Raw genomic sequence first — 22,387 nt, forward strand, 5'->3', positions numbered from 1 at the left:
ACATGGCTGAATCCTACGACGTCATTATCATCGGTTCGGGTCCCGGCGGCTATGTCGCTGCCATCCGCGCCAGCCAGCTCGGCCTCAAGACCGCGATCGTCGAGCGCGAGCATATGGGCGGCATTTGCCTGAACTGGGGCTGCATCCCGACAAAGGCGCTGCTGCGCTCGGCCGAGGTGCTCGACCACGCCAATCACTTCAAGGATTACGGCCTCGTTCTCGAAGGCACGGTCAAGCCGGATGCCAAGGCCGTCGTCGGCCGCTCGCGTGCCGTCTCCGCTCGTCTGAATGCCGGCGTCGGCTTCCTGATGAAGAAGAACAAGATCGACATCATCTGGGGCGAAGCGAAGATCACCAAGGCTTCGACTGGAGCTCAGCCCGGCGAGATCGTCGTCGGCAAGCCGTCGAAGCCGGTCGTCGAGCCGCAGCATCCGCTGCCGAAGAACGTCAAGAGCGGCGAGGGCACCTATTCCGCCAAGCATATCATCATCGCCACCGGCGCCCGTCCGCGCGCGTTGCCCGGTATCGAGCCGGATGGCAAGCTGATCTGGACCTATTTCGAGGCGCTGAAGCCGGATGTTTTGCCGAAATCGCTGATTGTCATGGGCTCGGGCGCGATCGGCATCGAATTCGCCAGCTTCTATCGCTCGATGGGTGTCGACGTGACGGTCGTGGAAGTCATGCCGACCATCATGCCGGTCGAGGATGCCGAGATCACGGCGATCGCCCGCAAGCAGCTTGAAAAGCGCGGCCTCAAGATCTTCACCAGCGCCAAGGTCACCAAGGTCGACAAGGCCACGAACAGCGTTACCGCCCATGTCGAGACGGCCGATGGCAAGGTTGAGCAGATCACTGCCGACCGGCTGATTTCGGCCGTCGGCGTTCAGGGCAATATCGAAAATCTCGGTCTCGAGGCGCTCGGCGTCAAGACCGATCGCGGCTGCGTCGTCATCGACGGCTACGGCAAGACCAATATCGCCGGCATCTATGCGATCGGCGATGTCGCCGGCCCGCCGATGCTGGCGCACAAGGCGGAGCATGAGGGCGTCGTCTGCGTCGAAAAGATCGCCGGCCTGCCGAACGTTCATCCCACCGACAAGGGCAAGGTCCCGGGCTGCACCTATTGCAATCCGCAGGTCGCCTCCGTCGGCATCACCGAAGCCAAGGCCAAGGAGCAGGGCCGCGACATCCGCGTCGGCCGCTTCTCTTTCGCAGCGAACGGCAAGGCGATCGCGCTCGGCGAAGACCAGGGCATGGTGAAGGTGATCTTCGACAAGAAGACCGGCGAGCTGCTCGGCGCCCATATGGTCGGCGCCGAAGTCACCGAGCTCATCCAGGGCTTCGTCGTTGCGATGAATCTCGAAACGACCGAGGAAGAGCTGATGCACACGATCTTCCCGCATCCGACTGTGTCCGAAACGATGAAGGAAGCGGTGCTCGATGCCTACGGCCGCGTCCTGAACGCTTGATACTTTCCAATGCCGCCCTTTATGTCGGGGTGGCAAAGCCATCCCCAGGGGTGGAAAAAACGAAAGGAAATCATCATGTCTATGGAGACGCAGGCGTTGCTGGTGTTTTTGCTGATCGGCCTGGTTGCAGGCTTCCTGGCTAGCCTGGTCGTCGGTGGCGGCGGGTTGATAAGATGCCTGCTGAGCGGCATCATCGGCGCCTTCGTCGGCGGCTATCTGTTCAGCGCGCTCGGCATTTCGCTGGGCATTGAAAACGCGCTGGTGGTGCAGATCATCCACGCCACCGTCGGCGCCATCATCGTGGTTCTGATCGCCAGAGCGATCGCTTGAAGAGCAATTGAGGGCAGGGCATGGAAGGCGTCGGCTGGATTTCGGCAATCATCATCGGCGGACTTGCGGGCTGGCTCGCCGGCAAGCTGATGGAAGCGCGATACGGGATTTTCCTGAATATCGTGCTGGGCATTGTCGGCTCGGTCGTCGCAAGCGCCATCCTCGCGCAGTTTCATCTCGAGGTGGTCGGCGGGCGGCTCGGTTATTTCGTGACGGGTTTCCTCGGCGCCTGCTTGTTGATATTCCTTGCGCGGCTGGTGCGGCGCTAGATCCGAACGAGATGTGCCGCATAGGGGCGGCAGAAAGCTGAAACTGCAATGGTGACCATCCTCGATACGATCAATCCCGACGCCAAGCGCGTGCGGCACCCGGAGAAGGCGCATCGGCCGGACACGGAAGTCATGCGCAAGCCGGACTGGATTCGCGTCAAGGCGCCGACCTCCAAGGGTTATGCCGAGACGCGCGCGATCGTGAAGGAGCACAAGCTCGTCACCGTCTGCGAGGAGGCCGGCTGCCCGAATATCGGCGAGTGCTGGGACAAGAAGCACGCGACCTTCATGATCATGGGCGAGATCTGTACCCGCGCCTGCGCCTTCTGCAATGTCGCCACCGGCAAGCCGAATGCGCTCGACATGGCCGAGCCGGAGAACGTCGCCAAGGCAGTCAAGGAGATGGGCCTCAGCCACGTCGTCATCACCTCGGTCGACCGTGACGACCTGGAGGACGGCGGCGCCGAACACTTCGAAAAGGTGATCTGGGCAATCCGTGCCGCCTCGCCGATGACGACGATCGAGATCCTGACGCCCGACTTCCTGAAGAAGCCGGGTGCGCTGGAACGCGTCGTCGCCGCCAAACCCGACGTCTTCAACCACAATATGGAAACTGTGCCCGGCAACTATCTGACCGTTCGCCCCGGCGCCCGCTACTTCCATTCCGTCCGCCTGTTGCAGCGGGTAAAGGAACTCGATCCCACCATGTTCACCAAATCGGGCATCATGGTCGGTCTCGGCGAAGAGCGAAACGAAGTCCTGCAGCTGATGGACGATCTGCGCACCGCCGATGTCGACTTCCTGACGATCGGCCAGTACCTGCAGCCGACCCGCAAGCACCACCAGGTCATGAGCTTCGTCACGCCGGACGAGTTCAAGTCCTACGAGACCGTCGCCTACAGCAAGGGCTTCCTGATGGTCGCCTCCAGCCCGCTGACCCGCTCCTCGCACCATGCCGGCGACGATTTTGCCCGGCTGAGAGCGGCGCGCGAGAAGAAGCTGTTGATGGCAGCCGAGTAAGAGCTGGCACTTGCTTTTTCGAGGAAACGGCGACGATTGTCGTTGCAGTTCAGACCGCTGACAAACCCGCAACGTCATCCTCGGCCTTGTGCCGAGGATCTGCGCACATCAAATTAAGCATTTGAAAACGCATGTTTTTTCTATCAGAACAATTGGGGGTGAATCAAATGCTCGGCACAAGGCCGAGCATGACGGAGGTCTTTTCTTTGGGCGGTCGGCGATTCACGTCACATCTCGTTCGAAATCGAAGCCGACCGTAGCCTGGTGATCGGCCGCCCGGCAATGGCAAGAGCACGCTTGCAGAGCCGCTACATCTAACATCAAATCAACAATGCAACTGCAATGTCAACTCAGGGCCGGCGGATCGCCCATTGCAACGCGGGATAGCTGCCGATCATCTCGAACGCGCCGGCGCCGACTGCTTCGCGAACGGCGACCGCGACGCCGCTATGGGCGTGATCGAGAGCGTCGTGCCAATCGTCGCCGGCGACGATACCGCCCGATTTTACCTTACGCCGCAACACTTTGAGCTCCTCGGCCGTGCCATCATAGGAGTGCGAAGAATCCAGATAGGCCCAGTCGAGATGGTCGTCGGGAAGCTGCTCCAGGAAAGGCACCGAATAGTCGACATGGACCGATACGCTTGCGCCTTGCGCAGATCTTTTGATACGTCGCGAGGCCACATCGTGGGCGCGGCTCGTCGATAACCGGCCATTAGCGGTATAGACGCCCCAGTCTGGATAGTGATTTCCGAAAATCAGCCACCAAGGGTCGACGAAATAGGCGGATTTCGGTTTGGCCCGGTCAAGCAGAATGGTCGAGAACAATCCGGTGAACACGCCAAACTCGGCGCCGACGCCACCCTTGGGGAACAAATCGCAGAGGAATTGCCTGCTCTTCAATCGGTGATCGGACAAAAACTCAGCCCGTAGAAATTTCGAGTCGAATGGTATGTTGCCAACTGAAAGTATATCTTGTGCATTTCTGATAAAGTGTTCTGTCAAGAAGCTCATTCGCGCGATCATCCATAAGTTGTCGGCAATCTGTAGGTTAGGTGGTGGTATCAAACAAGAGATATTATTAGCGAGAGCAGATTATATAGATCTATAATCCATCAGAAATATTGAGTTTCGACAGGATGTGCGGGAGTATTTATGGATATTTGTTTATTTCTATTGGCGCCATGACGAGCGAGGAGCAACAGCCTTCTCGTGTCAGTCATTGTTAGGGAGCCGCGGTGCCGACGATGAAAATCTTTAGGCCATCGCGGGCATCGCCGAGCACGGCCCCGAAGTACCGGTTCTTCAGCTAAAATCCCGCCGCCAGATGCGCGAGCTTCTTGATCTTCTCGGCCCGCCCGATTAATTGCCGCTTATGCCGCAATTCGAAACGCACCGTCCCGTCCCGCACACGCCCGAGCAGATGTTCGATCTCGTCGCCGATGTCGAGCGTTATCCGGAATTTTTGCCGCTCTGCGAAGCCTTGGCCATCAGGAGCCGCAAGGAGCGCGACGGCAAGATCCTGCTCGTTGCCGACATGACGGTCGGCTACAAGGCGATCCGCGAGACCTTCACCACACAGGTGCTGCTGAACCGCGCCGAGCACGTCATCGAGGTCAAATATATCGATGGCCCGTTCAAATATCTCGACAATCGCTGGCATTTCCAGGAGATGCCGTCCGGCGGCTGCACCGTCGATTTCTTCATCGACTACGAGTTCAAGAGCCGTATTCTCGGCGCGTTGATGGGCTCGATGTTCGACCGCGCCTTCCGCATGTTCACCGAAGCCTTCGAGACCAGGGCAAACAGGATCTACACGCCGGCTTGATGCGCGAACCTGCGTCAGGCCGCATAGAGCGAGCGCACCATCTCCAGCGCCGTCCTGATCGTCGCCAGCCTGACGTCGCTGCGGCCGATATCGCCATAGAGCATTTTCCGATGGACGAGCGCGCCGGCGCGCGATTTGGCGGCGAGATGCACGAGACCGACCGGCTTTTCCGCCGATCCGCCGCCGGGACCGGCGATGCCGGTGACGGCAACGGCGATGTCGGCGCGTGAGCGGAAGAGGGCGCCATGCACCATCTGCCGCGCCGTTTCTTCGGAGACTGCCCCGAAGTGCAGCAGCGTTTCCGCCTGCACGCCGAGCATCTCGATCTTTGCACTATTCGTATAGGTGACGAAGCCACGGTCGACGACGGCGGACGAACCCGAAATCTCCGTCAGCGCCCCGGCGATCAGCCCGCCGGTGCAGGATTCGGCGGTCGAGACCATCAGCTCTGCAGCGGTGAAGTCGCGGATGATCGCCTCCGCCGTCGAAATAATATCGTGAGGAAAAAGGCTCATCATTTCCTCCCGCGATAGACGACGGTCGCCGTGGCGATCGCTGCGATGCCTTCACGCCGGCCGACGAAGCCGATCGTCTCATTGGTCGTCGCCTTGACCGAGCAACGCTCGATATCGATGCCGAGATAATCCGACAGTTTCGCCCGCATGGCGTCGCGATGCGGGCCGACCTTCGGCGCCTCGGCGATCAGCGAGACGTCGGCATTCATGATCGTGCCGCCGCGCTCGCGCACGATCCGGGCGGCATGCTCGATGAAGATCCGCGAGGCTGCCCCCTTCCATTGCGGGTCGGATGGCGGGAAATGATCGCCGATATCGCCGGCGCCGCAGGTGGCGAGCAGCGCGTCCGTCAGCGCATGCAGCGCGACGTCGGCATCCGAGTGTCCTTTCAGTTTCTGGTCATGCGGAATGAACACGCCGCAGAGCGTCACGCCATCGCCGGCGACGAGCTGGTGCACGTCGTAGCCGTTGCCGGTGCGCACGTCCGGAAGCAGCGAAGACGAGAGCTTGTCGTCGGCCATGGCGATATCGTTCTTGACCGTCAGTTTGACGTTGCCGGCCGTGCCCTCGACGATCGTCACCGGAATGCCCAGCCATTCGGCGATCGAGGCATCGTCGGTGAAATCGCTTCGTCCGCTCACCGCTGCCTTCTCATGCGCCTCGAGAATCGTTTCGAAGGCGAAGGATTGCGGCGTCTGCGCCGCGTAGAGATGCTCGCGTGAAACCGTGGTCAGCACGGTGTCGGCGCTGTCGGCGCGTTTCAGCGTATCGGTGACCGGGATCGCCGGCAGGACCGCCTGCGCGCCGGCGCCAAGGCTCTCGGCGATGCGGTCCAGAAGCAGATGATCGAAGAACGGTCGCACGGCATCGTGGATCAGCACATGGCTGATTTGCTTGCCCTTGAGGTGTCTGAGGCCGGCAAGCACGGATTGCTGCCGGGTCGCACCCCCATGCACCGTTTCGATCGGCGTTGCCGAGATGATGTGGCGGAAGGCTCTCGCAAACAGCGCCTCGTCGTCGGGATGAATGACGACGACGATCTCGGTTGCCGCTTCCCATGTCATGAAGTTTTCAAGCGTATGCACGATAACCGGCTTGCCGCCGATCATGCGATATTGCTTGGGGCCTTCCTTGGAAGATCCTGCGCGCTCGCCGCGGCCGGCGGCCACGATGACAATTCCAGCCGATATCGGTTGCTTAGAAGGCATTTGCAGCATAAATCCCCTAAAATATGCGGAATTGACCCGAGTGCTCTAACGTCTTGCTTTGGCCTTTTCCAGCATCTGCCCGAAAAATATCAATTCCCCTCCCAGCCCCCTTGGCAAGTCAAGGAATAATGGCTAAAAATAATGCAGTTCTATTGTGTGCCCGAAAGATAATCATTTGATTTCCAAGGACCTCGCAGCGCCTTTCCGAATCGGACCCGTGTCCGTGCGGAACCGCGTTGTGCTGGCGCCGATGTCCGGCGTCACGGATATGCCCTTCCGCGAGCTTGCGTGGCGCTTCGGCGCCGGCCTCGTCGTCACCGAGATGGTGGCGAGCCGCGAACTGGTCAACGACACGGCTGAATCCTGGTCGCGGCTCAGTGCTGCGGGCTTCCGGCCGCATATGGTGCAGCTTGCCGGGCGCGAGGCGCACTGGATGGCGGAGGCGGCCAAGATCGCCGCCGATCACGGCGCCGATATCATCGACATCAATATGGGCTGTCCGGCAAAGAAGGTGATTGGCGGTTATTCGGGTTCTGCGCTGATGCGCGACCCCGATCACGCGCTCGGCCTCATCGAGGCGACGGTCAAAGCCGTTGACATTCCGGTGACGCTGAAGATGCGCCTCGGCTGGGACGAGAATTCCATCAATGCGCCTGACATTGCGCGGCGCGCCGAGGCAGCCGGCATCCAGCTTGTGACCATTCATGGGCGCACCCGCATGCAATTCTATGAAGGCCGCGCCGATTGGGATGCGATCCGCGCCGTCCGCGAGGTGATCTCCATTCCGCTGATCGCCAATGGCGATGTCGAAACCGCAGGCGATGCGCAGGAAATATTGCGCCGCTCCGGCGCCGATGCCGTCATGATCGGCAGGGGCTGCCAGGGCAGGCCGTGGCATGCCGGTGTCATATCAGGTGCACCCGCACCGCAATCCCCGGAGATCGCCGATATTGCCGTCGAGCATTACCGGATGATGCTGGATTTCTACGGCGAAGCGGTGGCGATCCGCCACGCCCGCAAGCATCTTGGCTGGTATCTCCAGCGTTTCGCGCCTGATCTGTCAGGCGCTGAAAAGGCGGAGATCATGACCTCGCGCGACCCGCGCGAGGTGGCCGCGCGCCTTTACGATGCGCTGGCTGCGAATATTGTCGACAGCCGGGAGGCGGCATGATGAAGGATATGACATCTCCGTCCGATCACGCCGGCGGGACCGTCGCCATGGCCGTGCTGAACGCCATCCAGAACCCGGTCGTCATGGTCGACGAATCCGGCTTCGTCGTTTTCGCCAATTGGGAGGCGGAGGCCTTCTTCGGCGCCAGCGCCTCGCATCTGGCGCGTTACCGCATCTCGACCTTCATTCCTTTCGGTAGCCCGCTGCTCGCCCTGATCGACCAGGTGCGCGAGCGCAAGGCGCCGGTCAACGAATATCGCGTCGACCTGAGTTCGCCCCGCCTCGGCCAGGACAAGCTCGTCGATCTCTACGTCGCCCCGGTGCTCAGCGAGCCCGGCGCCGTCGTCATCGTCTTTCAGGAACGCTCGATGGCCGACAAGATCGACCGGCAGCTGACGCATCGCGCCGCTGCCCGCTCGGTGACCGGCCTTGCCTCGATGCTGGCGCATGAGATCAAGAACCCGCTTTCCGGCATCCGCGGCGCCGCCCAGCTGCTCGAACAGTCTGCGGTCGACGACGATCGGGCGCTGACCCGGCTGATCTGCGACGAGACCGATCGCATCGTCTCGCTGGTCGACCGCATGGAAGTCTTTTCCGACGAACGCCCTGTCGACCGCATGCCGGTCAACATCCATTCCGTGCTCGATCATGTGAAGGCGGTCGCCAAGGCGGGTTTTGCCCGCAACATCAGGGTGACCGAGAGTTACGATCCGTCGCTGCCGGCCGTCTATGCCAATCGCGACCAGCTCGTCCAGGTCTTCCTCAATCTGGTGAAGAACGCCGCCGAAGCGGTCGGCGATCGGCCGGACGGCGAGATCATGCTGACGACGGCCTATCGTCCCGGCATCCGTCTTTCGGTCGCCGGCACGCGCGAAAAGATCTCGCTGCCGCTGGAATTCTGCGTCCACGATAACGGCCCCGGCGTCCCCCTCGATCTGTTGCCGCATCTCTTCGATCCCTTCATCACCACCAAGCCGAACGGCAGCGGCCTCGGCCTGGCGCTGGTCGCCAAGATCATCGGCGATCACGGCGGCATCATCGAATGCGACAGCCAGAACAGCCGCACGACATTCCGCGTTCTCATGCCGGCGTCGAAGGACGCCTCGCTTGAAGACGCCTCTATAGCAAGCTCGACAGGACCTTCTCGATGACAGCCACGATCCTCGTTGCAGATGACGATGCGGCCATCCGGACCGTGCTCAACCAGGCTTTGAGCCGCGCCGGTTATGACGTCCGCATCACCTCCAACGCCGCTACCCTCTGGCGCTGGATTTCGGCAGGCGAGGGCGATCTGGTCGTCACCGATGTGGTGATGCCCGACGAGAACGCCTTCGATCTGCTGCCGCGCATCAAGAAGGCGCGGCCCGACCTGCCGGTCCTCGTCATGAGCGCCCAGAACACCTTCATGACCGCAATCAAGGCCTCGGAGAAGGGCGCTTATGATTATCTGCCGAAGCCCTTCGATCTCACCGAGCTGATCGGCATCATCGGCCGGGCGCTCGCCGAGCCGAAGCGCAAGCCCGCCAAACTCGAAGACGACATGCAGGACGGCATGCCGCTCGTCGGCCGGTCGGCGGCGATGCAGGAAATCTACCGCGTGCTCGCCCGGCTGATGCAGACGGACCTGACGCTGATGATCACCGGCGAATCCGGCACCGGCAAGGAGCTCGTCGCCCGCGCGCTGCATGATTACGGCAAGCGCCGCAACGGCCCGTTCGTCGCAATCAACATGGCGGCAATCCCGCGCGACCTGATCGAATCCGAACTCTTCGGCCACGAGAAGGGCGCCTTCACCGGCGCGCAGACCCGCTCGACCGGCCGCTTCGAGCAGGCCGAAGGCGGCACGCTCTTCCTCGACGAGATCGGCGACATGCCGATGGACGCCCAGACACGGCTCTTACGCGTCCTGCAGCAGGGCGAATATACCACCGTCGGCGGCCGCACGCCGATCCGCACCGATGTGCGCATCGTCGCCGCCACCAACAAGGACCTGAAGCAGGCGATCAACCAGGGCCTCTTCCGCGAGGATCTCTATTACCGCCTCAACGTCGTGCCGCTGCGCCTGCCGCCGCTGCGCGACCGCGCCGAGGACATTCCCGATCTGGTGCGCCATTTCATCCAGCAGGCGGAAAAGGAAGGTCTTGGCTCCAAGCGTTTCGATCAGGAAGCGCTCGAACTGATGAAGGCCTATGCCTGGCCGGGCAATGTCCGCGAACTGGAAAATCTCATCCGCCGTCTGATGGCGCTTTACCCGCAGGATGTGATCACCCGCGAGATCATCGACGCCGAACTGCGCTCCGACGTGCCCGACAGCCCGATCGACAAGGGGCCGATGCGCAGCGGCTCGATGACGATCGCGCAAGCCGTCGAAGAGAACATGCGCAGCTATTTCGCAGGTTTCGGGGACAATCTGCCGCCGCCCGGCCTCTATGATCGCGTGCTGACCGAAATGGAATATCCGCTGATCCTCGCCGCACTGACGGCGACGCGCGGCAACCAGATCAAGGCGGCCGATCTTCTCGGTCTCAACCGCAACACCTTGCGCAAGAAGATCAGGGAACTTGGCGTCTCGGTCTACAGGAGTTCCCGCACGGCCTGAGCCTGTTCGGGCTTGCACGGTGCTGCGGAGGGACGTCGAACGCGCATCCTCCCGGTCGCTGGTCGCGCATCTTTAACGCGGGCGCGGCCAAGGTTTCGCCGACGGCGCCGAAGCAAGATCGGCAACGCCGTGGACAGTTATTGTCAATGTGACATGAGGACGGGCAGAAGAGGCTCCTCCAGTACGCCATCGGTTGCTCCACCCAGGACGAAATCTCGCAACCTCGAGTGTCCAAATCCTCCCATGACAAGCATATCGGCGCCCAATTCCAGCGCTGTCCGCTGAATGCTCTGACTGATGGATGACGAGGTAAAGCGAGCGACCGTTGCGCTTGCATTGACGCCGCTCGAAACCAGGATCTCAGCAAGGTGCGCTCCGCTGGTCTCCTGCAGCGGCTTTTCGCCGGTCAGAGATAGGACCGAGACCCGCTTGGCCTTGTGAAAAAATGGCTTTGCATCGTTGACGGCCCGGGCGGCAGCTCGGCTTCCGTCCCAGGCGATGACCAGATGGTCGATTGGGCCCGCAAAGGTCTTGTTGGGAAAGATGACGGCTGGCCGGCCGGAGCCGAATATGACCGCCTCGGCGACAATGCGAGTATCCGGAACGTCCGCGATACATTCGAGAATAGCCAGATCGAAAAAACGTGCTTCCGTGGCTGCCGTGTCGTGCAATAGAGGCAAGGTGGTTTTGACCGTTCGACAAGATAATTCAACCTTGGCGCTCGCTGCGAGGTTGGTTGCCGCTGCAACCAGAGTTGCAGCGCGATCACGGCTCAAAGTCTCGGCATGCTCGATCATCTTCGGGGTATCGAGCAGCAACGACGACCAGGCGTTGGGAATGTGCGGGATCTCCACCGTTAGCGCGCACGCGTGAAGATGTGCACCGTAGTGCCCGGCAAACGCTACAGCGTTCGAAATGATCAATCCGGAACTTGAATCGGGATATGTTGATAGCGGGAGAAAATATTGTGCCGTCATGTCCTGCTCCATCTTTCGCGGACCGCCACGATTGCGACCAACTATCTCTGTTCGTCGCAACTCGGCATTGATGTAACGCAATTGCCGGCGCTCCGGCTTCTCTGGCCTTTGCACGGCGCCGCGTGAGGTTAGCCCGAAGGAGCAGCGCACCTGGAGTTGGTGGTGGCTGCTCACATGGGGTGGCAAATGCCGAGCCGCCGGTCACATGTCCTGCATAAACGCCTGCATTTCTTCAGGTGTGACTTTGCCGTCATTGTTTGCGTCGATCGCGTCGAAGACGCGTTTGTGGATTGCGGTCAATTCTTCGAAAGAAATTGCGCCGTCCCCATCACTATCGGCGATGACGAACATGATCTTCATCATATGACCGCGCATTGGCCCCATCATGCGCATTCCTTCATTCATGTCCGATGACATCATGTTGCGGCCCATCATGCCGGGCATCATTTCCGATCCTTCGGCCGCGGGCTTAGCCTCCGACTGAGCCGAGTCTGGACTTTTCGTCTGGGCGGACGCGATGCCCATGGTACCGACGGCACCGAGCAAGGCCAGTAGAGTGATAGTTGGCAGTCTGAACATGGACATTCTGCATCTCCTCTTTGAGCCATTATCCTCCATGAATATGGAGCTGCTTTTAGGAATACGATGAATGCCGGGTTCAAGCGTTGCGTTGGATCAAACTCTGGTACTTGCAGGCTTCGGGGACGAGTGCTGACGGAAATGGAATATCCGCTGATCCTCGCCGCCCTGACGGCGACGCGCGGCAATCAGATCGAAGCCGCCGATCTTCTCGGTCTCAACCGCAACACCTTGCGCAAGAAGATCAGGGAATTTGGCGTCTCGGTCTACAGGAGTTCCCGCACCGCCTGAGCGTTCTTCCAGGGGCGCGACAAAAAGAAGGCGGTAGGCCCTCATGTTGCCCACCGCCCACCCCTCCCGGCGTCCGCCGCCACGGTCGGGAGGAGAGGTGAGCCTATCTGAGCCAGGCCACGGTTTGTATCCAAGCAGACAAACAAAGATGCGGTGTCATTCGACAGTCACATAAGCATTTGTGAGGAGTGTTTTGCCGAGAGGCGAATGTCATTGAAGTTGCTGCGATCATTGTCGCGGTGCCTGTGGATAGGCTGTGGATATCCGGTGGATGACAGGATTAATCGGCGCGCGATAACGTCGCAGACTCCAATCGCATGTTGCCTATCCGTTCCGAATCTCATCATTCTGCCGTTGCTGCCGTCGACCTCCGCCGCAAACGTCGTCGATCGCATGCCACGGGCGCTCCGGCTGATGTCGTGGAGCGCCCTTTTTCTTTACGGTCGGAGGCTGACGGGACCTGCGACATCGTGTTTTGGTCAACTTGGCGGGCTGAGCCTCGCATATCGTTGCGCATGCCATAGATTACGCCAATCGGTCGTCGATCGATCGGGCGGCGCCGACTTCCGGTGACAGGCCGGCACATATTCATAATTTGCGGGAGTGACATGATGGAATATCGACGTTTGGGAAAGTCGGGCCTGCAGGTGAGCGAGTTCTCCTTCGGTTCATGGGTGACGTTCGGCAAGCAGGTCAATGGGGGCGACGCCGTCGACCTCATGAAGCTTGCCTACGACAATGGGGTGAACTTCTTCGACAATGCCGAAGGATACGAGAGCGGCAAGTCCGAAATCGTGATGGGCGAGGCGCTCAGCAGGCTCGGCTGGAGCCGTGACAGCTTCGTCGTCTCCAGCAAGGTCTTCTGGGGAGGTGAGAGGCCGACGCAGCGCGGTCTGTCGCGCAAACATGTGACCGATGCCTGCCACGCAGCGCTCAAGCGGCTCCAGGTCGACTACCTCGATCTCTACTTCTGCCACCGCCCGGATATCGACACGCCGATCGAGGAAACGGTCCGGGCGATGCACGATCTCGTCGCCCAGGGCAAGGTGCTCTATTGGGGCACGTCGGAATGGTCCGCGCAGCAATTGACGGAAGCCTATGCCGTTGCCCGGGACTTGCGCATCACGCCGCCGACCATGGAGCAGCCGCAGTACAACATCTTCGAACGCCAGAAGGTCGAGTCTGACTATCTGCCGCTCTACGACCTGATCGGCCTTGGCACCACGATCTGGTCACCGCTCGCCTCGGGCGTCCTGACCGGCAAGTACAATAACGGTGTGCCGGCCGACAGCCGTATGAACCTGCCGGGCTACGAATGGCTGAAGGAAAAGTGGTCCAGCGATGCCGGCCGCGCCCAGCTCAAACAAGTTGGAGAGCTGGCAAAGCTCGCGGACGAGATCGGCCTATCGATCACCCATCTCGCCCTTTTGTGGTGCCTCGCCAACCGCAATGTCTCGACCGTCATCCTTGGAGCCTCGCGCGCCAGCCAGCTGCAGGACAATCTCGCGGCCCTCTCACACCGAGAGAAGATGACGTCTGACGTGCTGGAGCGGATCGACACGATCGTCGGAAACAAACCCGAAGGGCCACGGCGCTTCTAGAGAAAACAAAACCTTCCTCGGCGGGTCAGATTAAGGCTCGTCGAGGGAAGCACGGCTTGACAATGTGCCGAGGCGCGTTGCATTTTCGCCACAATGCGTTGCTTAAAGGTCACGCAAGGGTTTTGGACATTCGCTCCCGATCGAGTCGTTGCGGCGCTGGCTTTTTAAGCCGGCGTTGCTTGGTTTTCGATCGGATGGCGAGGGCGGCAGGTGCCGTCTGAAGAGAGGCCGAATGACGCAGGATGGGGTATCGCCGGCGGCGGCGGGCGAGACGGTGACGACGGTGACCGACCGCCGCGCACTTTTTGCCGTACCCGGCCTCGTGCTTGCCGGCGGCGCGCTTCTCTGCGCCACGGCCACGTTATTTGTGCTGCTCGGCCTGACGCCGATCGCCCCGACGTCGCATGTGGTCATCACCTCGGTGATCGTCAATTCCTTCTTTGTCCTGACGTTGCTCGCCTTGATTGGCCGCGAAGTGGCGAGGCTGCTGAAAGCCCGCACCCGCGGCCGTGCGGCAGCCCGCCTGCATATCCGCATCGTCGTGCTCTTTTCGATCGTCGCGATCACGCCGGCGATCCTCGTCGCCATCTTCGCCAGCATCACGCTGAACGCCGGTCTCGATCGCTGGTTTGCCTTGCGCACCCAGTCGATCGTCAGCTCGTCGCGCAATATCGGCCAGGCCTACATGATGGAGAATGCCAGCTACCTGCAGGGGCAGACAGTCTCCATGGCCAACGACTTGGAGCGCAACCGCGCGCTCTACAGCCTCGACAGGACAGGCTTTGCCGACCTGATGACCCGCCAGGCGAGGGGCCGCGGCCTGCTCGGCGCCTTCCTCGTCGAGCGCGACGGTTCGGTGATCGTCCAGGCCGATATCGCCACCGAAAAGCCGCTACCCGCTATTCCCCAGGACGCCCTGGAAAAGGCGGCCGCTGGCCAGCCGACGCTGATCCCGCCCGGCGTCACCAATCTCGTCGGCGCCATCATCAAGCTCGATGCCATCCAGGGCACCTTCCTCTATACGGTGCGCGCCGTCGATCCCAAGGTCATGGGCGCCATGCGCATGATGGAGGAGAACGCCACCGAATACCGTTCGATGGAGGCCAACCGCTTCTCGCTGCAGGTCGCCTTTGCCGTGCTCTATATCGGCTTCGCGCTGATCGTGCTTTTGGCGGCGATCTGGACCGCGATCGCCGTCGCCGACCGTATCGTCCGGCCGATCCGCCTGCTGATCACGGCGGCCGACAGCGTGGCATCGGGCAATATGGATATCGTCGTGCCCGTGCATGCCGTCGACGGCGACGTCGCCAATCTCTCGCGCACGTTCAACAAGATGATTTCGGAAATCCGCACCCAGCGCGACGAGATCCTCGAGGCCAAGGACGAGGTCGACGACCGCCGCCGCTTCATCGAGGCGGTGCTTTCGGGCGTCACTGCTGCCGTCATCGGTGTCGAGCAGGACCGCCGCATCGCCATCGTCAACAGCTCGGCCGAGACGCTGATGTCGCTGTCCGCAGACGAGATGCTCGGAAAGCAGCTGGTCGATATCGCGCCTGAGGTCGATCACGTGCTGACCGAGGCTGCGGTGCGTCATCGCGGCGATTTCCGCAAGCAGATCGCGCTGGTCCGCGGCGGCACTGTCAGGACGCTGAGCGTGCAGGTGACCCGCGAGGAAGTGCGCGACATGAGCGAGTCCTACGTGATCACGCTTGACGACATCACCGATCTCGTCATCGCCCAGCGCTCGACCGCTTGGGGCGACGTGGCAAGGCGCATCGCTCATGAGATCAAGAATCCGCTGACGCCGATCCAGCTGTCCGCCGAGCGCATCCAGCGCCGCTACGGCAAGCAGATCGACCCGGATGACCGGACCGTCTTCGACCAGTGCACGGATACGATCATCCGCCAGGTCGGCGATATCGGCCGCATGGTCGACGAATTCTCCGCTTTCGCCCGCATGCCGAAGCCGACCAAGGAGCCGAGCGACCTGCGCAATATTCTGCGCGACGCGATCTTCCTGCGCGAGATGGGCAACCATCACGTTACCTTCGAGCAGGATTTCGGCGACCAGCCGCTGGAGGGACTGTTCGACAGCCGCATGCTCGGCCAGGCTTTCGGAAACCTCATCAAGAATGCCGTCGAATCGATCGAGGCCGTTCCGAGCGACGAGCGGGATGAACGCAAGGTTCTCGTCCGCGCCGCACTCGATACCGGCCGCGACCGCTTCACCGTCGACGTGATCGACAATGGCCGCGGCCTGCCGGTGGAGAACCGTCACAGCATTCTGGAACCCTATATGACGATGCGCGAGAAGGGCACCGGCCTCGGCCTCGCCATCGTCAAGAAGATCATCGAGGAACATGGCGGGCAGCTCGAGCTGCATGATGCGCCCGCCGATTTTGACCGGGGAAGAGGGGCCATGATCCGCGTGCATCTGCCACGCCTAGATCCGACGCCTGCCGCTCCCGCAGCCAATGACAAGGAAAGCGTTTATGGCCTCTGATATTCTCGTCGTCGACGATGAGCACGATATTCGCGAGATCGTTTCCGGCATTCTCTCCGACGAAGGACACGAGACGCGCACGGCCCATGACAGCGACAGCGCGCTGGCGGCGATTTCCGATCGCGTACCGCGGCTGATCTTCCTCGATATCTGGATGCAGGGCAGCAAGCTCGATGGTCTGTCGCTGCTCGACGAGATCAAGACCCGCCATCCCGAACTGCCCGTGGTGATGATATCAGGCCATGGCAACATCGAGACCGCCGTCTCGGCGATCAAGCGCGGCGCCTTCGATTTCATCGAGAAGCCCTTCAAGGCCGACCGGCTGATCCTGATCGCCGAACGCGCGCTGGAGAATTCCAAGCTGAAGCGCGAGGTCTCAGATCTGAAGCGCCGCACCGGCGATGCGCTGGAGCTGATCGGCACCTCGGTTGCCGTTTCGCAGCTGCGCCAGACGATCGAGAAGGTTGCGCCGACCAACAGCCGCATCATGATCCTCGGCGCGTCGGGCTCCGGCAAGGAGCTGGTGGCGCGGATGATCCACAAGAAGTCGGCCCGCGCCAACGGCCCCTTCGTCGCAATCAACGCCGCCAACATCACGCCCGAACGCATGGAGGTGGCACTGTTCGGCACCGAGGGCACGCCCGGCCAGGCGCGCAAGATCGGCGCGCTCGAGGAAGCCCATCGCGGCATCCTCTATCTCGACGAGGTCGGTGAAATGCCGCGTGAGACGCAAAACAAGATCCTGCGCGTGCTGGTCGATCAGCAGTTCGAGCGGGTCGGCGGTTCCAAGCGCGTCAAGGTCGATGTCCGCATCATCTCTTCGACCGCCTATAATCTCGAAAGCCGCATCGCCGAAGGTTGGTTCCGCGAGGATCTCTATCATCGCCTTGCCGTCGTGCCGGTGCGTGTGCCCGCACTTGCCGAACGGCGCGAGGACATTCCCTTCCTCGTCGACCAGCTGATGCGCCAGATATCCGAGCAGGCCGGCATCCGGCCGCGCCGCATCGGCGACGACGCCATGGCGGTGCTGCAGGCGCATGACTGGCCCGGCAACATCCGCCAGCTGCGCAACAATATCGAGCGGCTGATGATCCTTGCCCGCACCGACGGCCCGGATGCGCCGATCACCGCCGACATGCTGCCGACCGATCTCGGCGACATGCTGCCGAAGGTGTCCGCCAAGAACGACTATCACATCATGACGCTGCCGCTGCGCGAAGCCCGCGAGATGTTCGAGAAGGACTACCTGATCGCCCAGATCAACCGCTTCGGCGGCAATATCTCGCGCACCGCGGAATTCGTCGGCATGGAGCGTTCGGCGCTCCACCGCAAGCTGAAGTCGCTCGGGGTCTGATCGTTTCCGGCGCGGCCGAGGCCGCGCCGCGTCCCTATATTGCTTCCCGGAAGACCAGGTTTCCCATGCCGAGAATTGCCTATGTGAATGGCCGTTACGTCAAGCATTCCGATGCCAGCGTGCATATCGAAGATCGCGGCTACCAGTTCGCCGATGGCGTCTATGAGGTCTGCGAGGTGCGTCACGGCTATATCGTCGACCTCACGCGCCATCTGAACCGTCTCGACCGATCGCTTGGTGAGTTGCGCATCGCCTGGCCGATGGGCCGGGCGGCGCTGATCCAGGTCATTCGCGAGACGCTGCGCCGCAACTATGTCCGCAACGGGCTTTTCTATATGCAGGTGACGCGCGGCGTCGCCCGCCGCGATCATGTCTTCCCGGCCGAGGGAACGCCGCCCTCGCTTGTCATCACCGCCAAGAGCACCGATGCCAGGATCATTGCCGCTAAGAACGCCAACGGCATCAGGGCGATCACCCTTGTCGACAATCGCTGGGACCGCGTCGACATCAAGTCCATCGGCCTGCTGCCGAATGCCATGGCCCGCCAGCAGGCCAAGGAGGCCGGCGCCCAGGAAGCGATCTATGTCGACGGCGACGGCATGGTGAAGGAAGGGGCGGCGACCAATGTCTGGATCGTCGATCCGGACGGAACGCTGGTGACGCGCCCGGCCGAGCACGGCATCCTGCGCGGCATTACCCGCACCACTCTGATGGATGTCGGAGCCAAGCTGGGGTTGACGATAGCGGAGCGGAACTTCTCCGTTTCGGAGATGCTCGCGGCCCGCGAGGTCTTCCTCACTGCAGCCACAAGCATTTGTTTTCCAGTCATTTCCGTCGATGGCCAACCCATTGCCAACGGTCATCCAGGCAGCGTTTCGCAGAAAGTCCGCGAGGCCTTTTTCGACGTTGCGGAAAAGATTGCGATTTGATACCAAGATTTGCTGGGCAGGTGGAACGAGGATGCCGCCGGTCTTGGCATGGTGAGGTTGATTGATATTCTACCGGCCAGATCAGGTCGGCAATAAAGAAAGAAGCGGCGCGATGGCGGAACGTTCTCAGAATCTTCAGGACTTATTTCTCAATACTGTTCGCAAGCAAAAGATTTCCCTGACAATCTTTCTGATCAACGGCGTGAAACTCACGGGCGTTGTTACGTCATTTGACAATTTTTGTGTTCTTCTTCGCCGTGACGGCCATTCGCAGCTCGTGTATAAGCATGCGATCTCGACGATCATGCCGGGCCAGCCCATGCAGATGTTCGAGAGCGAAGAAGCCGCGTCCTAACAGGATCAGCCGTCATTTCGACACGCGATACCAAGAACGATTCGATCATCCCTGAGGCCGCCAAGCACAGGGACGATATGCGCGCGACTGTCGTCGTGCCGGTTCTGAAATCGCGCAGTCGCGGCGGCCAGAGCGAATCGGCATCGACCCGCACGCCGGAAAGCCGGCTCGAAGAGGCGACCGGTCTTGCCCAGGCGATCGATCTCGATGTCGTCAATGGCTCGATCGTCCCGGTCAACGATCCGAGACCGGCCACGTTGCTTGGCACCGGCAAGATCGAGGAGATCAAGGCGCTGCTCAACGAGCGCGATTCCGGTCTCGTCATCGTCGATCATCCGTTGACGCCGGTGCAGCAGCGCAACCTCGAAAAGGAATGGAACGCCAAGGTCATCGACCGGACGGGCCTCATCCTCGAAATCTTCGGCCGCCGCGCCTCCACCAAGGAAGGCACGCTGCAGGTCGATCTCGCCCATCTGAATTATCAGAAGGGCCGCCTGGTCCGAAGCTGGACCCACCTTGAACGCCAGCGCGGCGGCGGCGGCTTCATGGGCGGTCCCGGCGAAACCCAGATCGAAGCCGACCGGCGGATGCTGCAGGACCGCATTATCAAGCTCGAGCGCGAGCTGGAGCAGGTCGTGCGCACCCGCCAGCTTCACCGCGCCAAGCGCCGCAAGGTGCCGCATCCGATCGTAGCGCTGGTCGGCTACACCAATGCCGGCAAGTCGACGCTCTTCAACCGCATCACCGGCGCCGGCGTGCTGGCTGAAGACATGCTCTTTGCCACCCTCGACCCGACCCTTCGGCGCATGAAGCTGCCGCATGGCCGCACTGTCATCCTCTCCGACACCGTCGGTTTCATCTCCGACCTGCCGACCCATCTCGTCGCCGCCTTCCGGGCGACGCTGGAAGAGGTGCTGGAAGCCGATCTCATCCTGCATGTCCGCGACATGTCCGATGCCGACAACCAGGCGCAGAGCTCCGACGTGATGCGCATCCTGAACGATCTCGGTATCGACGAGGCCGAAGCTGAAAAGCGTCTGATCGAGGTCTGGAACAAGATCGACCGGTTGGAGCCTGAGGTGCACGACACCATGGTGCAGAGGGCAGCCGGGGCGAGCAACGTCGTCGCGGTTTCCGCCGTCAGCGGCGAGGGTGTCGACACGCTGATGGAAGAGATCAGCCGCAGACTGTCAGGCGTGATGACCGTGGCAACAATCCGACTTCCTGTTGATAAGCTGGCGCTGTTGCCATGGCTTTACGATCACGCGATCGTCGACGGCCGCGAGGATAATGAGGACGGCACGATCACGCTCGATCTGCGCCTCTCCGAAACCGAAGCAACCGAACTCGAACGCCGCATCGGCAATGGTCCGAAGTCTGATAAGGAAGACTGGGAGCGGTAATCGCCCCTTTAAGGATGTGCTTTCGCCTCCCTTTATAAGCTCAGCTCAATCGGCGTAACGGGCAGCCGATCGAACACCGTATGGTTTTGACTGGGCTGAGAGGAAGCAAGAGCGCTGCCACATCCTCCTTCTCCCCAGCGGGAAGAAGATGCCGGCAGGCAGATGAGGGGGTGAGCGACGACAGGAGCGAATGCGCTGAGCGCAAGCGAAGAGCAATGCAGGGTGTGCCGCGTGGCCCCCTCATCCGACCCTTCGGGCCACCTTCTCCCCGCTGGGAGAAGGGGAGCAAGCCCAGCCCCGCTCTAACTCTGTTCCTTTGAAATGCTCAGGGAAAACTCACTCAGCGCTGGACGTCACAGCTCTTTCAATCGCCTTCGCCGCCTGCCAGATTTCCTCCATCCGCTCCAGCGTCGCCTCTTCCAGCGTCTCGCCTTCTTCTTCAAGAACCTGTTCTATATGGCTGAACCGGCGACGGAATTTCGTATTGGTTCCGCGCACTGCCTGTTCCGGATCAGCCTTCACATGCCGCCCGATATTGACGACGGCGAAGATCAAATCGCCGAGTTCGTCGCTGACCTTTGCCTGATCGCCTTCGCGAAGGGCTGCCCGCAATTCGCCGATCTCCTCCTCGATCTTGTCGAGGATCGGCTCCGGTGCTGACCAGTCGAAGCCGACCTTGGCGGCGCGTTCCTGCAGCTTCAGGGCTTCCGTCAGAGCCGGGAAGCTACGCTGCACGGAACCGAGGAAGCCGCTGTTGAAGTCCTCGGTGATGCCGCGCCGTGACCGTCGCTCGGTGCGCTCGCGTTTCTCCGCCTGCTTGATCTCGTCCCATTGTCTCTTCACCGCGTCCGGCGTATCCGCCGCCGAGCGGGCAAAGACGTGCGGGTGGCGACGGATCATCTTGGCGGTGATGGCGTTGACCACGTCGCCGAAGGAAAATTCGCCGGCCTCCTCGGCCATGCGTGCGTGAAACACCACCTGCAGCAGCAGGTCGCCCAACTCGTCGCAGAGATCGTCCATATCGCCGCGCTCGATCGCGTCGGAGACCTCATAGGCCTCCTCGATCGTATAAGGCTTGATCGTCTCGAAATTCTGCACGATGTCCCAGGGGCAGCCGGTTTCGGGATGGCGCAGCGCCGCCATGATCTCGATCAGCCGCGAAATGTCTTTGGAAGGTTGCATGTTGCCTCGGTTCAGCAGGCTTCAGTTCAGAGGCCCTCAGTTCAGGGGCCCTCAGTTCAAGGGGATGTCGTTGGCGCTCTTCGACGACTGATAGCTGGTCGACAGCGCGTCGTAGCGCGCCTTGATGCGGGCAGTCTGCGTCTTCAGCCCGGTCTTAAGCTGAGCCTCTTCGGTCTCGACCAGATCGGCGATGGCAAAGCTGTTCCAGAAGGCGTTTTGCCTGCGGTAGCCGCCGGGTTCAAGCCCGAAGACTTCCTTCAGGATCTTCAAATCGTGCGGAATGGCGAAGGCATCGCGCGAATCCTCATGGCTGAAGAAATAGTAGAAATTGTCGAAGCCGGCCCAAGTGATCGCCGACATGCACATGGTGCAGGGTTCGTGCGTCGACAGGAAGATCAGATCCTTGGTCGGCGGCTTCTCCCCAAGCTCATAGAAGCGCTTCAGCGTATGCACCTCGCCGTGCCAGAGCGGATTCTCCAGCTCGTTATTGGTCTCGGCGACGACGAGCGAAAGATCGGATTTCCTTAAGATCGCCGCACCGAACACTTTGTTGCCAAGCGAAACGCTACGCTCCGTCAGCGGCAGGATATCCTCTTCCATGACCCGAAGCAGGCGGGAGGCAATGGTCTTATCAGGCATGAGGGCCCTCCAGTTTTCCTCAGTCTATCGCCTTGGCGGCGCGAGTGAAATGCGTCAAGCACCGGTGGACGTCTTTTGTCACAGGCTTTATACTGCATTGCAGCAAGCGGGCTGGGAATATGCGGCTTTTTGGCCGCACGGGTGACTTTTCTCAAATCACTGACGG

At 61.2% G+C, this 22,387-nt stretch carries 21 protein-coding genes and 2 pseudogenes; 16 read left to right on the forward strand and 7 right to left on the reverse strand.

Going from position 1 to position 22,387, the window contains the following annotated elements:
• The first annotated feature begins 2 nt into the window (after positions 1-2).
• The 4 genes from lpdA to lipA all read left to right on the forward strand — a co-directional run bounded on the left by lpdA (position 3) and on the right by lipA (position 3,088).
• Positions 3-1,469, forward strand: coding sequence for a dihydrolipoyl dehydrogenase (lpdA, locus tag GFM02_RS14890; RefSeq protein WP_168302927.1), 1,467 nt, complete (start codon positions 3-5; stop codon positions 1,467-1,469).
• 75 nt (positions 1,470-1,544) lie between these two features.
• Positions 1,545-1,799, forward strand: coding sequence for a GlsB/YeaQ/YmgE family stress response membrane protein (locus GFM02_RS14895; RefSeq protein WP_168322019.1), 255 nt, complete (start codon positions 1,545-1,547; stop codon positions 1,797-1,799).
• A 20-nt stretch (positions 1,800-1,819) separates the two neighbouring features.
• On the forward strand, positions 1,820-2,068 hold the full coding sequence (locus tag GFM02_RS14900; RefSeq protein ID WP_130700173.1) for a GlsB/YeaQ/YmgE family stress response membrane protein: 249 nt from the start codon (positions 1,820-1,822) through the stop codon (positions 2,066-2,068).
• Between the two features lie 48 nt (positions 2,069-2,116).
• Positions 2,117-3,088, forward strand: coding sequence for a lipoyl synthase (gene lipA, locus GFM02_RS14905; protein ID WP_168322020.1), 972 nt, complete (start codon positions 2,117-2,119; stop codon positions 3,086-3,088).
• Positions 3,089-3,438: 350 nt separating this feature from the next.
• On the opposite strand, the gene GFM02_RS14910 is transcribed toward lipA, so the two are convergent.
• Positions 3,439-4,113, reverse strand: a complete 675-nt coding sequence (locus tag GFM02_RS14910) for a class I SAM-dependent methyltransferase (RefSeq protein WP_246792253.1) — start codon at positions 4,111-4,113, stop codon at positions 3,439-3,441.
• Between the two features lie 238 nt (positions 4,114-4,351).
• On the opposite strand from GFM02_RS14910, the pseudogene GFM02_RS35115 reads away from it, so the two are divergent.
• Together GFM02_RS35115 and GFM02_RS14920 are read left to right on the forward strand one after the other, a co-directional pair.
• A pseudogene (locus tag GFM02_RS35115) lies at positions 4,352-4,453 on the forward strand (AAA family ATPase); the annotation flags it as partial.
• A 9-nt stretch (positions 4,454-4,462) separates the two neighbouring features.
• Positions 4,463-4,915 (forward strand): type II toxin-antitoxin system RatA family toxin, encoded by a 453-nt coding sequence (locus GFM02_RS14920; RefSeq protein ID WP_131663957.1) that lies wholly within the window; start codon positions 4,463-4,465, stop codon positions 4,913-4,915.
• Between the two features lie 14 nt (positions 4,916-4,929).
• Here the strand turns inward: GFM02_RS14920 and GFM02_RS14925 are convergent, their stop codons facing one another.
• Positions 4,930-5,433: a CinA family protein gene (locus GFM02_RS14925; RefSeq protein ID WP_205930321.1), complete on the reverse strand. Its 504-nt coding sequence runs from the start codon at positions 5,431-5,433 to the stop codon at positions 4,930-4,932.
• Positions 5,430-6,647 (reverse strand): bifunctional 2-C-methyl-D-erythritol 4-phosphate cytidylyltransferase/2-C-methyl-D-erythritol 2,4-cyclodiphosphate synthase, encoded by a 1,218-nt coding sequence (locus GFM02_RS14930; protein ID WP_168322021.1) that lies wholly within the window; start codon positions 6,645-6,647, stop codon positions 5,430-5,432. The genes GFM02_RS14925 and GFM02_RS14930 overlap by 4 nt, the downstream gene beginning before the upstream one ends.
• Positions 6,648-6,792: 145 nt before the next feature.
• Here GFM02_RS14930 and dusB point away from each other — a divergent pair, with 145 nt between their 5' ends.
• The 3 genes from dusB to ntrC are packed head-to-tail and all read left to right on the forward strand — an operon-like array spanning position 6,793 to position 10,408.
• The gene (gene dusB, locus GFM02_RS14935) at positions 6,793-7,809 is read left to right on the forward strand and encodes a tRNA dihydrouridine synthase DusB (protein ID WP_222415430.1); all 1,017 of its coding nucleotides are present in this window, start codon (positions 6,793-6,795) and stop codon (positions 7,807-7,809) included.
• A complete protein-coding gene (locus GFM02_RS14940; protein ID WP_020049802.1) occupies positions 7,806-8,960 on the forward strand; it encodes a two-component system sensor histidine kinase NtrB in 1,155 nt (384 codons plus the stop codon). The genes dusB and GFM02_RS14940 overlap by 4 nt, the downstream gene beginning before the upstream one ends.
• Positions 8,957-10,408 (forward strand): nitrogen regulation protein NR(I), encoded by a 1,452-nt coding sequence (gene ntrC / locus GFM02_RS14945; RefSeq protein WP_003539347.1) that lies wholly within the window; start codon positions 8,957-8,959, stop codon positions 10,406-10,408. Before GFM02_RS14940 ends, ntrC begins: the two co-directional genes overlap by 4 nt.
• A gap of 143 nt (positions 10,409-10,551) precedes the next feature.
• On the opposite strand, the gene GFM02_RS14950 is transcribed toward ntrC, so the two are convergent.
• Positions 10,552-11,397: a universal stress protein gene (locus tag GFM02_RS14950; protein ID WP_168303039.1), complete on the reverse strand. Its 846-nt coding sequence runs from the start codon at positions 11,395-11,397 to the stop codon at positions 10,552-10,554.
• Positions 11,398-11,586: 189 nt separating this feature from the next.
• The gene (locus GFM02_RS14955) at positions 11,587-11,970 is read right to left on the reverse strand and encodes an EF-hand domain-containing protein (protein ID WP_246764371.1); all 384 of its coding nucleotides are present in this window, start codon (positions 11,968-11,970) and stop codon (positions 11,587-11,589) included.
• 111 nt (positions 11,971-12,081) lie between these two features.
• On the opposite strand from GFM02_RS14955, the pseudogene GFM02_RS14960 reads away from it, so the two are divergent.
• The 7 genes and pseudogenes from GFM02_RS14960 to hflX all read left to right on the forward strand — a co-directional run.
• A pseudogene (locus GFM02_RS14960) lies at positions 12,082-12,255 on the forward strand (helix-turn-helix domain-containing protein); the annotation flags it as partial.
• Positions 12,256-12,866: 611 nt separating this feature from the next.
• Positions 12,867-13,856 carry a potassium channel beta subunit family protein gene (locus GFM02_RS14965; RefSeq protein ID WP_168322022.1) on the forward strand — a complete coding sequence of 330 codons (990 nt, stop codon included), beginning with the start codon at positions 12,867-12,869 and terminating at the stop codon, positions 13,854-13,856.
• A 232-nt stretch (positions 13,857-14,088) separates the two neighbouring features.
• The gene (locus GFM02_RS14970) at positions 14,089-16,359 is read left to right on the forward strand and encodes a sensor histidine kinase NtrY-like (RefSeq protein WP_017960313.1); all 2,271 of its coding nucleotides are present in this window, start codon (positions 14,089-14,091) and stop codon (positions 16,357-16,359) included.
• Positions 16,349-17,713 (forward strand): sigma-54-dependent transcriptional regulator, encoded by a 1,365-nt coding sequence (locus tag GFM02_RS14975; RefSeq protein WP_011651865.1) that lies wholly within the window; start codon positions 16,349-16,351, stop codon positions 17,711-17,713. Before GFM02_RS14970 ends, GFM02_RS14975 begins: the two co-directional genes overlap by 11 nt.
• 65 nt (positions 17,714-17,778) lie before the next feature.
• Positions 17,779-18,642: a D-amino-acid transaminase gene (locus tag GFM02_RS14980; protein WP_168322023.1), complete on the forward strand. Its 864-nt coding sequence runs from the start codon at positions 17,779-17,781 to the stop codon at positions 18,640-18,642.
• Between the two features lie 112 nt (positions 18,643-18,754).
• On the forward strand, positions 18,755-18,997 hold the full coding sequence (hfq, locus tag GFM02_RS14985) for an RNA chaperone Hfq (protein WP_003539403.1): 243 nt from the start codon (positions 18,755-18,757) through the stop codon (positions 18,995-18,997).
• Positions 18,998-19,074: 77 nt separating this feature from the next.
• Positions 19,075-20,400, forward strand: coding sequence for a GTPase HflX (gene hflX / locus GFM02_RS14990; protein WP_168322024.1), 1,326 nt, complete (start codon positions 19,075-19,077; stop codon positions 20,398-20,400).
• A gap of 336 nt (positions 20,401-20,736) precedes the next feature.
• Here hflX and mazG read toward each other — a convergent pair whose 3' ends face one another.
• Entirely contained in the window at positions 20,737-21,582 is an 846-nt protein-coding gene (gene mazG / locus GFM02_RS14995; protein ID WP_168322025.1) for a nucleoside triphosphate pyrophosphohydrolase, read from the reverse strand.
• Between the two features lie 51 nt (positions 21,583-21,633).
• Positions 21,634-22,221, reverse strand: coding sequence for a deaminase (locus GFM02_RS15000; protein ID WP_168322026.1), 588 nt, complete (start codon positions 22,219-22,221; stop codon positions 21,634-21,636).
• Between the last annotated feature and the right edge of the window lie 166 nt (positions 22,222-22,387).

Origin of the sequence: Rhizobium leguminosarum bv. viciae (assembly GCF_012276115.1) — a bacterium.
Lineage (GTDB): Bacteria > Pseudomonadota > Alphaproteobacteria > Rhizobiales > Rhizobiaceae > Rhizobium > Rhizobium leguminosarum_T.

What these genes read in the sequence shown, in the direction of transcription:
- lpdA (WP_168302927.1), top strand. Translation starts at nt 3, where the DNA reads ATGGCTGAATCCTACGACGTCATTATCATCGGTTCGGGTCCCGGCGGC.
- GFM02_RS14895 (WP_168322019.1), top strand. Translation starts at nt 1,545, where the DNA reads ATGTCTATGGAGACGCAGGCGTTGCTGGTGTTTTTGCTGATCGGCCTG.
- GFM02_RS14900 (WP_130700173.1), top strand. Translation starts at nt 1,820, where the DNA reads ATGGAAGGCGTCGGCTGGATTTCGGCAATCATCATCGGCGGACTTGCG.
- lipA (WP_168322020.1), top strand. Translation starts at nt 2,117, where the DNA reads ATGGTGACCATCCTCGATACGATCAATCCCGACGCCAAGCGCGTGCGG.
- GFM02_RS14910 (WP_246792253.1), bottom strand. Translation starts at nt 4,113, where the DNA reads ATGATCGCGCGAATGAGCTTCTTGACAGAACACTTTATCAGAAATGCA.
- GFM02_RS14920 (WP_131663957.1), top strand. Translation starts at nt 4,463, where the DNA reads ATGCCGCAATTCGAAACGCACCGTCCCGTCCCGCACACGCCCGAGCAG.
- GFM02_RS14925 (WP_205930321.1), bottom strand. Translation starts at nt 5,433, where the DNA reads ATGATGAGCCTTTTTCCTCACGATATTATTTCGACGGCGGAGGCGATC.
- GFM02_RS14930 (WP_168322021.1), bottom strand. Translation starts at nt 6,647, where the DNA reads ATGCTGCAAATGCCTTCTAAGCAACCGATATCGGCTGGAATTGTCATC.
- GFM02_RS14940 (WP_020049802.1), top strand. Translation starts at nt 7,806, where the DNA reads ATGATGAAGGATATGACATCTCCGTCCGATCACGCCGGCGGGACCGTC.
- ntrC (WP_003539347.1), top strand. Translation starts at nt 8,957, where the DNA reads ATGACAGCCACGATCCTCGTTGCAGATGACGATGCGGCCATCCGGACC.
- GFM02_RS14950 (WP_168303039.1), bottom strand. Translation starts at nt 11,397, where the DNA reads ATGGAGCAGGACATGACGGCACAATATTTTCTCCCGCTATCAACATAT.
- GFM02_RS14955 (WP_246764371.1), bottom strand. Translation starts at nt 11,970, where the DNA reads ATGTCCATGTTCAGACTGCCAACTATCACTCTACTGGCCTTGCTCGGT.
- GFM02_RS14965 (WP_168322022.1), top strand. Translation starts at nt 12,867, where the DNA reads ATGGAATATCGACGTTTGGGAAAGTCGGGCCTGCAGGTGAGCGAGTTC.
- GFM02_RS14970 (WP_017960313.1), top strand. Translation starts at nt 14,089, where the DNA reads ATGACGCAGGATGGGGTATCGCCGGCGGCGGCGGGCGAGACGGTGACG.
- GFM02_RS14975 (WP_011651865.1), top strand. Translation starts at nt 16,349, where the DNA reads ATGGCCTCTGATATTCTCGTCGTCGACGATGAGCACGATATTCGCGAG.
- GFM02_RS14980 (WP_168322023.1), top strand. Translation starts at nt 17,779, where the DNA reads ATGCCGAGAATTGCCTATGTGAATGGCCGTTACGTCAAGCATTCCGAT.
- hfq (WP_003539403.1), top strand. Translation starts at nt 18,755, where the DNA reads ATGGCGGAACGTTCTCAGAATCTTCAGGACTTATTTCTCAATACTGTT.
- hflX (WP_168322024.1), top strand. Translation starts at nt 19,075, where the DNA reads ATGCGCGCGACTGTCGTCGTGCCGGTTCTGAAATCGCGCAGTCGCGGC.
- mazG (WP_168322025.1), bottom strand. Translation starts at nt 21,582, where the DNA reads ATGCAACCTTCCAAAGACATTTCGCGGCTGATCGAGATCATGGCGGCG.
- GFM02_RS15000 (WP_168322026.1), bottom strand. Translation starts at nt 22,221, where the DNA reads ATGCCTGATAAGACCATTGCCTCCCGCCTGCTTCGGGTCATGGAAGAG.